Origin of the sequence: Paenibacillus sp. EKM211P, from assembly GCF_011066175.1 — a bacterium.
Lineage (GTDB): Bacteria > Bacillota > Bacilli > Paenibacillales > Paenibacillaceae > Paenibacillus > Paenibacillus polymyxa.
On record NZ_JAAMNS010000001.1, the window covers coordinates 82,334 to 95,436 of the forward strand.

Annotated in this window: 10 protein-coding genes; 5 read left to right on the top strand and 5 right to left on the bottom strand. The window is 43.3% G+C overall.

Annotation, left to right across the window (positions count from 1 at the left end):
- Positions 1–3 precede the first annotated feature (3 nt).
- From G9G57_RS00415 to G9G57_RS00430, 4 genes are all read right to left on the bottom strand, one after another.
- Positions 4–1,425 carry an MDR family MFS transporter gene (locus G9G57_RS00415; protein ID WP_019689054.1) on the bottom strand — a complete coding sequence of 474 codons (1,422 nt, stop codon included), beginning with the start codon at positions 1,423–1,425 and terminating at the stop codon, positions 4–6.
- Positions 1,426–1,740: 315 nt separating this feature from the next.
- Positions 1,741–1,980, bottom strand: a complete 240-nt coding sequence (locus G9G57_RS00420) for a hypothetical protein (protein ID WP_019689053.1) — start codon at positions 1,978–1,980, stop codon at positions 1,741–1,743.
- Between the two features lie 394 nt (positions 1,981–2,374).
- On the bottom strand, positions 2,375–4,369 hold the full coding sequence (locus tag G9G57_RS00425; protein ID WP_117288921.1) for a serine hydrolase: 1,995 nt from the start codon (positions 4,367–4,369) through the stop codon (positions 2,375–2,377).
- 167 nt (positions 4,370–4,536) lie between these two features.
- The gene (locus G9G57_RS00430; RefSeq protein ID WP_031462516.1) at positions 4,537–5,625 is read right to left on the bottom strand and encodes a GntR family transcriptional regulator; all 1,089 of its coding nucleotides are present in this window, start codon (positions 5,623–5,625) and stop codon (positions 4,537–4,539) included.
- Between the two features lie 290 nt (positions 5,626–5,915).
- On the opposite strand from G9G57_RS00430, the gene G9G57_RS00435 reads away from it, so the two are divergent.
- The 5 genes from G9G57_RS00435 to G9G57_RS00455 all read left to right on the top strand — a co-directional run bounded on the left by G9G57_RS00435 (position 5,916) and on the right by G9G57_RS00455 (position 12,322).
- Positions 5,916–7,529, top strand: coding sequence for a xylulokinase (locus G9G57_RS00435; protein WP_164964359.1), 1,614 nt, complete (start codon positions 5,916–5,918; stop codon positions 7,527–7,529).
- Position 7,530: 1 nt separating this feature from the next.
- The gene (locus G9G57_RS00440) at positions 7,531–8,226 is read left to right on the top strand and encodes an L-ribulose-5-phosphate 4-epimerase (RefSeq protein ID WP_031462514.1); all 696 of its coding nucleotides are present in this window, start codon (positions 7,531–7,533) and stop codon (positions 8,224–8,226) included.
- A gap of 41 nt (positions 8,227–8,267) precedes the next feature.
- On the top strand, positions 8,268–9,692 hold the full coding sequence (araA, locus tag G9G57_RS00445) for an L-arabinose isomerase (protein WP_045244783.1): 1,425 nt from the start codon (positions 8,268–8,270) through the stop codon (positions 9,690–9,692).
- Positions 9,693–9,787: 95 nt separating this feature from the next.
- Positions 9,788–10,651 (top strand): hypothetical protein, encoded by an 864-nt coding sequence (locus G9G57_RS00450; protein WP_117288915.1) that lies wholly within the window; start codon positions 9,788–9,790, stop codon positions 10,649–10,651.
- A gap of 93 nt (positions 10,652–10,744) precedes the next feature.
- Positions 10,745–12,322: a sigma-70 family RNA polymerase sigma factor gene (locus tag G9G57_RS00455; RefSeq protein WP_164964360.1), complete on the top strand. Its 1,578-nt coding sequence runs from the start codon at positions 10,745–10,747 to the stop codon at positions 12,320–12,322.
- 31 nt (positions 12,323–12,353) lie between these two features.
- On the opposite strand, the gene G9G57_RS00460 is transcribed toward G9G57_RS00455, so the two are convergent.
- Positions 12,354–12,710: a hypothetical protein gene (locus G9G57_RS00460; protein ID WP_164964361.1), complete on the bottom strand. Its 357-nt coding sequence runs from the start codon at positions 12,708–12,710 to the stop codon at positions 12,354–12,356.
- Positions 12,711–13,103 lie beyond the last annotated feature (393 nt).

The window sequence follows — 13,103 nt, forward strand, 5'->3', positions numbered from 1 at the left end:
GAATTAATTATGTTCAGGTAGCTTTTTTATAAACCAACCCAGCACTATAATAAGTATTGCAAGAATAAATTCAATCCAAAAAACTGTTTGTAGACCGGAAACCATGCTTTGTGTCTTCTCATGCATTGCAGTGGGATTGAGCGAATGATGAAGATAACGATTGGCTCCAGACGACATGATGCCGACGAACAATGCGATGCCAATTCCACCTGTAATCTGTTGGAGCGTATTGTATATGGCTGTGCCATGAGGAACCAGGTGACGTGGAAGTTGGTTCAATCCTGTTGTCTGAGCCGGCATGACGACGAATGACATGCCTAAGAATAAGAGGATATGATTGAACAGAACGGAACCTTGTGTTGTATCACTGTCGATGCCGGTAAACAGCCACAACGATATGGCGATCAGGAATAGTCCGGGCACAATGACGGGTCTCGGCCCAAATTTATCGAGTAACTTACCCGATACCGGCATCAGCATCCCGTTCAAAATGCTACCTGGCATTAGAAGTAAGCCTGTCGCAAATGCTGTCAACTTCATCACATCCTGCATATAGAACGGCAGCAATGTTGTTGTGGCGAATAGAACCATCATCAGAATTACAATCAATACCGCAACCAGAGAAAAAGTGTAATGCCGGATTACGGAAAGATCGATCAACGGCTCTTTGATCTTAAGCTGGCGCCATACAAGCAAGAGCAAGAAAAGGCTGCCTATTGCAATCGATCCGTAACCTTCAGGCTCAAGTGAGACACTTGTTTGGCTGAAGCCATAGGTGACGCAGCCGAAACCGACGGTTGACATCACAATGGATACAAGATCGACCCTTGGCTTGGTCAGTTCTGTCACATTCTTTAAGTACACGAATGCATAAATCATCGAAAACAGTGCGATAGGAATCACCATGTAGAACAGCCATCGCCATTGAAAGGTATCGATAATCAAGCCAGACAAAGCTGGCCCGATGACAGGGGCGACCATGATGACCAGCCCCATGAGACCCATGGCGGCACCCCGGCGTTCTGGAGGATAGAGGGCGAGAATCGTATTCATCATCAACGGAATCAATAATCCTGTTCCGCAAGCCTGAACAACCCTGCCCATCAGCAAGATTCCGAATCCCGGGGATACTGCACACAAGTAGGTACCGGCCAAAAATAACGCCATCGCAGACATAAACATCTGGCGAGTCGTGAACCATTGCTGTAGTAATGCGGTCACCGGCACCAGTACGCCGATCACGAGCATATAACCGGTCGATAACCATTGTATGGTCGAAGCAGCAACGTTAAATTCTCTCATCAATGCAGGAAACGCATTGGTAAGTAAATTTTCGTTAAGAAATGCGACAAATGTACCGATGAGTAGAGCGGTTAATATTGCCCCTCTCTTCATTTCTCTTGCATCTTGAGCCTGATTGTCCATCTTCTACCTCCCGATTGTTCATGACGTTCCGTCTATTGTTTGTATATCGCTTATCCCGCAACGCCTGAAGATCATTTTACGTGGAGTGGGATGAATTGGAAAAAGCGAAATTACTCATCATACTCGGAAATTCATTCATATTTCGAAAGCAAAAGGGGGGTCCGCCACGGTGTCGCTCATTCGCGCATTATTTCTTGACAAGATGAGGTTAGGGGATTATGATAACGTGCCGGTCAACTCTATAAGGCAAATAAAATCAAAAAGGCTGATTTTTCGTAGTGCCTTGGCACCGGAATCGTCAGCCTATCGTGCAGATTATCCTACACCATCACTTTCTAACAAAGAATAAAAATTATCACGGTCTTGGTCATCAAATTTGCCAAGTGTCCTTACCCTAACAAATTCATGTCCGCCATACATGTCTATTTCCTCACCGTACCTATTGTAGAGCGCGATTATATTGCCATCCTGATTCAACTCCAAGTACCCGTAATATTTTGCTTCAGGCACTTCACCGTAAAAAAGCGTAAATCTGATCTTGATCACTCTGTGCATGCAGATCCTCCTCTTCTGCCTTTCGTATTGGCTTTGAATATATACAGTATTCCCCACAAAATGTCAACAGATAAGGCTTCTACGTGACAACGGCGGAGGAGTGCACCAGCAAGTTGTGGACGTAGAACCGTAACAAAAGGGCATATAAAATCCCCTTTGCGGGGGAAGCCTGAGACCAATCGCGGTTGGCAGACTTTCGGTACGCCTCCTTAGGTGCCTGCTAGTACCGTGCCCTTATCGGTTGGCTTTTGCTTGCCCATAACGTCCTCAAATGGGCGAGATGAACCAAAAAGCGCGAGTCATGGGGAAATCCCCCCTGCACTCGCGCTTTTTTTCGTTAATCCTGAAGTAAGCACTGTCCCTTACGGTAGAAAATCTACTTAATCCTTTTGAATTAGTGACTGATTGGCAACGTATAGTAATTAAATGCTTGATCCAACAAGGCACTGGCTTCTTGACGCTTCAAAAGCTGTTTGGAGCGGAAGTCTATGGAGCCGTCTACATTGATCTTGGTATTCGGGTCCATGATACCTTGGGAAACCAAAGCTGTGACTGCTTTAACTGCCCAAGCATCCGTTTCGCCACTCAATTTAACCTTAATTCTAGGCTCAACCTGTTTCAGGTTCTGGATCATTACCGCCGCCATTTGTCTAGTGATAGGAGAATTAGGCTGATAATTACGTAGTCCGGCTATCATCTGCTTCTTATTCGGTTCAATCATGAAAGGTTGTTTATACCACCCGTGGGCGCGCAGCAGCACTTCTGAGAATTCTCCCTGAGTCATCGTTCCTTTCGGATCGAAGAGGTTGGCTGACTTTCCGCTCATGACTTCCAAAGCATTAAGGTTGTTTATATATGAAATATATTTACTATCCGCAGGTACATCAGAAAATGGTGAATCAATGTTTATTTTTTGCGCATAAGCAACGAGGTCTGGGAGCTGCATGTAATACAAATATGCAATATGGCCTGCTTCATTTTTATTAAACGTCAATTTATTACCTGATTCATCTTCAAATAATAAAGGGTGGATCATTTTTAGTGTATGTTTGCCTGATGTTCCTGTCTCCATTATTAATTTCCCGTCCGAATACGAAACCTTCGTCCTTAAGGCAGCGATACGCGTGTTTTGGTATAATCCCACGTAGTCTTGGGCCTGCTGCTCACTTATTGTCGCGTAGGTTGACTTTGGAACCTCTGATTTTCTCGGATAATAATGATTCATAAATTCTTCATACACGTCAAGACTCATCATGGAGTCGTTATTGTAGGACATGTACATCGCTGTATTCTTCTCAGGCAGAATAACAATCAAGGAAGAATGCCCTGTAACATTTCCTCCTTTTAGAATCACATGCTGATTATTCATCTTCTCTTTAAAGTAGCCTTCGAAGCCAATTGTTGTAACCGGGAATCCCTTGTCAGGGAATAATTGGTATGTGTGCATTTGCTCTATGCTCTTTGGACTCACCATTTCTTTACCTTTGTACTTGCCTTTGTTCAGGTGCATAATGAGGTACTTCGCCATGTCATCTGCAGTTGAAACGATACCGCCTTCAGGCTTTTCCGTTGGTTTAAACCCGTCCAAGGGTATCAGTTCGCCTGTTGGTCCATAGTGAGCAGCCATTCTGCTTAACAATTGGGGGGTAAACCGCACGCTCGTCGATTTCATGCCTAACGGTTTGAAAATATTCTTTTCCATATATTTGGAATATGACATACCCGTTACGTTTGCTACTGCATATCCCGCTAGCATGAAACCAAAATTGTCATAAGTGTACGCTTCTCCTGGAGGCCTGACAACAGTTGGCATATTTGATGCAATGTACTTCTTCATTGGAAAATATTTGTCCGCGAATTCTGGATGCATTTCCATGAGAATATCTGGTTCATCAAATCCACTTGAATATGTAAGTAGATCAAACATCGTCAGTTTTTTTCCTGTTTTATTCGGAACCTTTATTCCTCCTAAATATTCTTGGATATCGTGTGTTAAATCCATTTTCCCCTTATCGACCAACTGCATTGCTGCCAATGCAGTGAATGACTTTGTAACAGAGCCGATTTGAAAAACGGTATTTTTATTAACAGGAATTTTTTTGCTCTTGTCGGCATAACCGTAACCTTTGCTTAGCATCACTTTCCCACCTGCAACGACCACAAAATTAGAACCAACGGTATTAAACTTCTTCATCTTGTCCGCAAAAACACCATCTGCAAAGGCTTCTAGTTCCTTGGCATCTCGCGGCCCCTCCAAGCTAGCCTTTTCAGATGCAACTGGTACGTTAACGGGTGCGGCAACTGACGCGCCGTTGGGTGCCATACATGCGGTAGTTATCGTAGTAGATAATAATAGAACCGCGAGAATGGTGTAAATCATTTTTTCCATGAATGGTTTCTCCTTGAAATGTATTTTTGCCTTATGCGTCCGGCAAAACCAAGTATGACAAAGGATTTGTCATACCAACAAGGTACATTTCGTCACCCACCATACCAAATCACTCCAAAGTGTCATATGACAATTAGGCACTAGGTTTAAAGGGGCTATGAACCCCTTCACTTCAATTTCTTCTTTACCGTCTCTCCTTCAATTAACACGGGCTGATAATAGGTTTGGTTGCTTAGATCCTTCTTCCCTTGTAGTTTCTTAATAACCCAGTCGGCGGCATCACGGCCCATTTGTTCCTGTGGGTGTGTCAATGTTGTTAGTTTGATGTTTGCATTTTTGGAAATATAGGAATTGTCTTGGCCAATAATGGACAAATCTTCGGGAACGGATATACCAAGTTGTCTGCATACATGTACAACTTCTAGTCCGACCTCGTCGTTATAGCAGACAATTGCGGTTAAATCGTCTCTTTGTTCGGTCAGGAATTTCTTCAAATTGGTGGACAGATCCTGCTTCGTTTCTGTATAGAATGAGAGCACTTGCTCGGGGTGAAAGCGTAATTTGGCTTCTCCAAGCGCTTTGATATAACCCTTCATTCGATACTTCCCTTGTAAATCGTCCATTTTGGCAATGATGCCAATCTGTGTGTGTCCGTTAACGATCAATTCTTTGGTTGCCAGATAGCTGGATTGTACGTCATCGAGACAGAAGTAGGGAACCTCCAACTCTTCATAATAGGCATTAATCATGATGAATGGAACATCCTGTTCCTTGAACGTCAGATAGTAAGCGATATTGGGATTATATAGATTGCTCTTCGTAGGCTCAATGATCAAACCATCGACACCAAAGGACAGCATCATCTCCAAAGCTTTCTTTTCCTGTGCGACATCATTATTGGTACTGGCTAATAGTAATGAATAATTATCTTCGTTCAATCTGGCTTCAATCCCGCGAATAATAGAGGGAAAGATGTAATCAGAGATGTAGGTTGTGATGACTCCGATGGTTTTATTGCTGGAATTGCCACCGGTTTTTGACCGAAATTGGTTGCTGACATAGGTGCCAGATCCTTTTTCACTTCTTAAAAAACCTTCGTTAGATAGTTCCAAAATGGCCTTTCGAACCGTCTGGCGACTAACTTTATACTTATTCTGCAAAGCGAATTCCGTTGGAATTTGTTCTCCTACGCTGTATGCCCCTGAAAGAATGTTGCTTTTTATATCCTCAAGGATGACCTGATACTTTGGTTTCACTTTATTCCTTCTTTCCAAGTTGTTCTAATACTAATTAATGTATCTATAATATTTGTATGTACATATTTTAGCATAATTATGAGTTTATTATAATCTATTGTCCTATCTGTATAAATACTAAATTTAAAATAGAAAAACACTCGGTTTTTCAAAGTATTTGTAAGTATAACTATGGTTTTGTGTTGACAAATGTACGCACAAAAAATATACTAAGGCTGCAAACAAAAGAAAGCGCCTTCTTTCAATTATTGCGATTATAACAGTTGTTCAGAGAGAGGAGTAACGTGAGCATGGATCAAGACATTAAACAAGCGATTACTAAGGGAAAAACCTCACTTGGTATCGAATTTGGATCCACACGTATCAAGGCAGTGCTGATTGATCATCGTTTTGAAACAATCGCATCTGGAAGCTATGAGTGGGAAAACCTCTTGGTAGATGGATATTGGACGTACAACTTAGAGAGCATTATTACAGGTCTACAAGAGGCTTATCGTGAAATGAAACAAGAGGTTGAACAAAAATACGGAATCACCCTTCATACGGTTGGTTCTATAGGATTCTCTGCAATGATGCACGGCTATATGGCTTTTGACAGCAAAGGTGAATTACTTGTTCCGTTCCGGACTTGGCGGAATGCGACGACCGGTGCTGCAGCAAAAGCTTTAACTGATAAATTCCAATTCAACATTCCTGAGCGATGGAGTATTGCTCACTTGTATCAAGCGATATTGAACGAAGAACAACATGTTCCTCATATTGATTTTATTACGACGTTGGCTGGATATATTCACTGGCTGCTGACTGGCAACAAAGCCATTGGCATCGGAGACGCTTCGGGGATCTTCCCAATTGATGAGACTACACATGATTATAACGAGTCGATGGTTAAGCAATTTGATGAACTCATTGCAGCCAAAGGCTACGATTGGAAATTACAAGACATTATTCCTAAAGTTCATATCTCAGGCGAGCAGGCAGGTGTACTAACCGCAGCGGGAGCCAAAATCTTAGATAAATCCGGAGATTTGCAATCAGGTATTCCGCTTTGTCCTCCAGAAGGTGATGCGGGAACAGGAATGGTCGCTACGAATAGTGTGAGAAAACGTACTGGCAACGTGTCTGTGGGAACCTCAGTTTTTGCCATGATCGTATTAGAGAAGGATCTTTCGGCGGTATATCCGGAAATTGATCTGGTGACCACACCGAATGGTAATCCGGTCGGAATGGTTCATGCCAACAACTGCTCAAGTGATCTCAATGCTTGGCTGGGCTTGTTCCGTGAATTCTATGAGGCCATGGGGCAAAAGGCGGACCCGAATCAATTATTCAGCGTGTTGCTGAATAAGGCCCTGGAAGCAGATCCAGATGGCGGCGGCTTACTTAGCTACGGCTATTTGTCAGGAGAGAATATCACCGGAATAGAGAAAGGTCGGCCATTGTTTGTCCGCTCCCCTGAGAGCCGTTTCAATTTGGCCAATTTCATGCGCACTCATCTGTTCACTGCATTTGCTGCTTTGAAAATCGGGATGGATATTTTGACGAAGAGAGAAAATGTCGCAATTGACAGCATTCTGGCTCACGGTGGTTTATTCAAAACCCCTATCGTTGGACAAAAAATTGTCGCGGCAGCTATGGATGTTCCGGTGTCCGTGATGGCAACAGCTGGAGAAGGCGGAGCGTGGGGTATGGCTATTCTGGCTTCTTACATGATGAACAAGGATCAGCAAGAAAGTCTGGAAGACTTCCTCGACCAAAAAGTATTCAGAGATGTTGAGGGACAAGAAATTCATCCCGACGGTTCCGATGTTAAGGGATTCGAAACATTCTTGGAACGCTACACACAAGGCCTGGCGATTGAGCAGGCTGCTGTAGATAATCTAGTGGAAAACTGGAGGAATTGACGTGTTAGAGCAGCTGAAAGAAGAAGTATTTCAAGCCAATCTGGATTTGCCTAAACATGGACTCGTGAAATACACCTGGGGTAACGTAAGTGCTGTTGATCGTGAGCGCAGCTTATTCGTTATCAAACCGAGTGGTGTTAGCTATGACACGATGAAACCTAGCGATATGGTAGTTGTTGATTTTGACGGCAATGTGGTTGAAGGAGAGATGAGACCTTCATCGGATACACCGACTCATGCCGTACTTTACAAGCACTACGCAGAAATCGGCGGTATTGTGCACACGCATTCGACCTGGGCGACCGTTTGGGCTCAAGCCGGCCTGGACGTACCTGTAATGGGGACTACTCATGCAGACACCTTCTATGGTTCTGTTCCTTGCGCTCGTTTCTTGACACAAGACGAGATTGATCGTGGTTACGAAGCCGAAACAGGCCGTGTCATCATCGAAACTTTTGAGCAGCGTGGGCTGGATATTTTAGCAGTGCCAGGTGTCCTGCTTAAGGGTCATGCTCCCTTCACTTGGGGAAAAGATGCGAAATCCGCAGTTATGAATAGCGTCGTATTGGAAGAAGTTTCGAAAATGAACCTATTCGCACGGGAATTGAATCATTTTGCTGAAGAATTGCCGCAGCGTATTCTAGATAAACACTATTTGCGCAAACATGGGAAAGACGCTTACTACGGGCAAAAATAAGACCAACTAAACTAACAAACGAAGAAAAGAGGATGAATGTTATGTCAACAGTAGGTACAAAACAGTTCTGGTTTGTCGTAGGTTCACAACATCTGTATGGGGAAGAAGCATTAGCAGAAGTGAAAGCACATGCACAAGAAATGACCGATGCCTTAAATAAAAGCGGTGTGTTGCCTTATCCGCTCGTATTGCAGGATCTGGCAGTTAGTGCAGACAAAATCACCAGCCTCATGAAAGAAGTCAACTATCGTGATGAGGTTGCTGGTGTCATCACTTGGATGCATACTTTCTCACCTGCAAAAATGTGGATTCGCGGTACTAAATTGTTGCAAAAACCGCTGCTTCATTTGGCTACTCAGTATAATGAAAGCATTCCTTGGGCTACAATTGACATGGACTTTATGAACCTCAACCAGGCAGCTCATGGTGACCGTGAATATGGATTTATCAATGCCCGTTTGAAAAAACAGAATAAAGTGGTTGTAGGGTATTGGGAACGCGCGGAAGTGCAAAAGCAAATCGCTGAGTGGATGGATGTAGCGGTTGCTTATAACGAAAGCTTCAATATCAAAGTTGCCCGTTTTGGCGACAACATGCGTAACGTTGGTGTTACGGAAGGGGATAAAGTCGAGGCCCAAATCCAATTTGGATGGACCGTTGACTACTTCGGAATTGGCGACCTTGTTCAGTACGTCAATGCTGTGAAGGAAGAAGAAATTGATGCTTTATTCGCGGAATATTCCAAACTCTATGAATTTGATTATGGTACTTACAGCAAGGAAGCTTGGGAATCCAGCGTAAGAGTGCAAGCAAGCTATGAAATTGCTATTAAACGATTCCTGGATGATGGTGGTTATACTGCCTTTACTACAAACTTTGAAGATCTCTACGGTATGAAACAGCTTCCTGGTCTTGCCGTTCAACGTTTGATGGCACAAGGATACGGCTTCGCTGGTGAAGGAGACTGGAAGACTGCAGCGCTCGATCGTCTGCTTAAAGTCATGAGCCATAACCAATCCACTGGCTTTATGGAAGACTACACCTATGAATTAGCAGCTGGTCAGGAATCGATCCTTCAATCGCATATGCTTGAAGTTGATCCAACGTTGGCAAGCAACAAGCCTAAAATTATCGTTTCTCCGTTAGGTATCGGCGATCGTGAAGACCCAGCCCGTCTGGTGTTTGACGGTAAGGCAGGAGACGGTGTGGTTGTTTCCATGGCTGACTTTGGCACACATTATAAACTGCTGATCAATGAGGTTACTGCATTTGAACCAACAGTTCCTGCTCCCAAACTTCCAGTGGCCCGTGTACTGTGGAACGTGAAGCCGAACTTCCAAGATGGAGTTAAAGCATGGATTGAGAACGGCGGCGGTCACCATACTGTAGTTTCCTTGAATCTAACTACAGACCAAATTGTTGCTTATGCAAAACTGGTTAACCTGGAATACGTAATTATTAAATAATTATAGATCATCTATAACAGCATTGGGTCAGTCCTCAGGACCCAATGCTTTTTATTGTTTCTCAGAGGATTTTTAATTCTTAAGGATGTGATACTATGGCGAATTTACCATCTGCGGCAACAAAATTGGTTATGGTTGAAGGTATACCTGGCTCTGGAAAATCTACATTATCCCAATATATACAGGACACCTTAAACAAGCATCGAATAGAATCAGAGCTATTTTTAGAAGGGAACTTACGACATCCCGCTGATTATGAATCGGTTGCATGTGTGCCGAATGAGGAACTTGATAGGCTCCGGTCTAGCTATGCCGATGTATTTCATGATATTGATCCATTTGTATCGCTAAGCGGTAACGACTCATTAATCGCATACGCGCTTGCGCAGCAATCAGCTCAAAATGAAATTCCTTCTAGTTTGTATGAGGAAATCCGGCGCTATGAAATCTACGATGGAATACCTGTAGAAAAATATTGCGAGTTGATGGTTCAACGTTGGAGTTCTTTTGCTAAGAATCAGCGAGAAAAGGATAAGCTGGTCATACTCGAATGCTGTTTTTTACAGAACCCAGGGTGTGCATTACTCGCTCGACATGATGCTGGAAATGATCGATTTGTTCAGCACGTATTACAGATTGCGGAGCAAATTCAGGACCTTAATCCAATTTTGTTTTATTTGAAGCAACCTAGTGTCCGTGGGACGATTGAGCGAGTGAAAACGATGAGGCCTCAAGAGTGGCTAGATTTTGTGATTTGGTACCATACGGAGCAGGATTATGGAAAGAATAAGGGGTTGCACGGGTACGATGGATATATACAGTTCCTTGAACATCGACGAGAGCTAGAATTGCACATTATTGAGCAGCTTCCTTTTCAAACTTTTATAATGGATAACTCCGATTATGATTGGGAAAATCAACAGCGGACTATTTCGAACATCATGATGAAGTATTTATAATCTCGGGAAACGATAGTTTAATTAGACAAAGTAACCATTTGCAGCCTTACCGGCACTTATATATAGAATTTACATACAGAGGAGGTGCAAGAGGTGCAGCGATGGATTGAGGAAGCTCGGCTAGGCGACCAAATCGCATGGGAGCAGATCGTGCAGCATTTTAGTGGGATGGCCTTTTCAGTAGCATTTACCAAGCTGGGTGACTGGAGCATAGTTGAGGATGCAGTTCAGGAAGCGTTCACTGAGGCTTTTGCCAATCTCCATAAGTTACAGGAAGCAGAGGCGTTCCCTGGATGGTTCAAGATCATTGTCGAACGCCAATGTCATCGCCTTCTGCGCCGGAAGAAGCACACGATGATGCCGTTGGACGAAACTATAGTCATGGATGTAGAGAAATATGATGTGGAGCTTATCGCAGAGAGAAGGGAATGGCATCAGAAGCTTCATCAATCCGTCGAGGGTTTATCTGACAAGTTAAAACTGGCAGTTCAGCTGTACTATTTTCAAGGGTATTCAATCGGTGAAATATCAAGCTATCTATGTGTATCTCCATCCGTGCTGAAAAAACGATTGTTCGATGCCCGCAATAATCTGAGAGCTTCGCTGCTTGTCAGCGACTTTGTATCCATGTTTAACGATATTTACGAAGGAGGAGAATCGGTGCTACATATAGTCAACGGAGACCATGTTGGTGACAAGCTGAGGAAAGGGAACATTCGCGGAGATATCCTGGTCTGGAGAGAAGTGTATCCGGTAGGTCCGGTGTTCCTTGAAATGGGCGAGCCCTCATCTAGAGCAGCTAGAGTGGAATATTTGGAGAGAACTCTCGGGATTCCGGCAGAAGACTATGTATCCAATTGCAAGGCTCAGGAGCAGACTCTGCATAACTTTCATAAGTACGACGAAGTCGTGCTATGGTTTGAGCACGATTTGTTCGACCAGCTGATGCTAAGTTACTTGTTGTACTGGTTTTCAATGCAAACTCTAGGCCAAACCAAACTGAGCTTGCTGTGTATCGGCAACTACCCAGGTATTGAACCGTTTAGGGGCTTGGGACAGCTTACAACGAAGCAGTTAGAAAAATTGTCAGGCACGTGGCAGCAGATCGGTCAGCAGGAGCTTGAGACGGGCAAAGGAATCTGGGAAACATATGCTTCCCCGGATATAACGCGGCATGTTGACATTTTACGTGAAGATACATCTGCCCTGCCTTTTGCTCATGCGGCACTTGAACTGCACCTATCTCGTCTACCTTCCACCATGAATGGGCTGGGCATCGTAGAGCAGACAACCCTGGAACTCGTCCAGCAAGGAGTGAACTCTCCACAAGAGCTGTTTAAGCAGATCGGGAACCGAATGAGTGGTCTAGGAATGGGTGATTTGGAGTTTTGGTATCGTTTAAGGAATATGTCGGAACAACCACATGCACTATTAGAGATTCAAGGGCCCCACTCATTTCCTGATCATCAAAAGAAATTAACGTCTTCCTTTGACCAATGTGTTATTGCCTTAACGAAGGTAGGGAGGAATGCAGCGGCGGGAGCACATGACTGGGTGAAGATGAAGGGAATAGACGAGTGGTATGGCGGCTTGTGGCTGCAAGGTGATTTGGCATGGCGCTGGGATTCAGAGAGAAACCAGTTGGTGTATACGGAACCGTATCATAAATGACAACAAGTTCTGGATGTAGGGCGGGCTTAGTTCATATCAAAAGCCCGGTCACATCCTGATACCCCATACTAACCAACAATTCATTACCATTTAGCTCATGCACTTTCTTCACTGTCACATCTAACTTCATACCAAGTATATACTGCAACACTTCAGCAACATACTTAGGTTGGTTAAGATTAATAGAATATTGTTTACCCTCTTTCATCACCCGTAATCCCTCATTCAAAGGGCTACCAGTGACAATTGTATCTTTAGTAGTAAACAGAATTATAAATTTTATATCTTTATTTTCAGAAATAATAGTCAACTTGGATCTACAGTAAATATCTCTGACCGTTGTATAATTCCACAAATACGTATTTCCACTAACTACTATTCTCCTCATAGCACTCTAGTCTCCATTCCTACAAGGATGGCAGAATCATTGCGGATTCCGCTTCTTTAGCATTTCAGTCCGAAAGCCGTTCTTACCTGACAAAAAGAAAATGTTTCAAAAATAGTCCAGGTCATGGGGTATCTTCGCCACCTGTCCCTTATTTTACTTGATTTCTACGCATTGTACAGTTGGCGTACAGGCTCTAGATGAATCACGTGTTAATTCTTGAAATCCTACATAACAATTCCTGGTTATTCATATACATAAACTGTTGATTTAATTATTGGGAAGTTGTAATCCACGGGATTAACAAAATCAGCTATGTTTCTTATAAAAAACTGAGTTCAATTCTTATTTTCGCGAAGAAAATTCTCACTTTTTAGCAGAAATGATTTATAATTA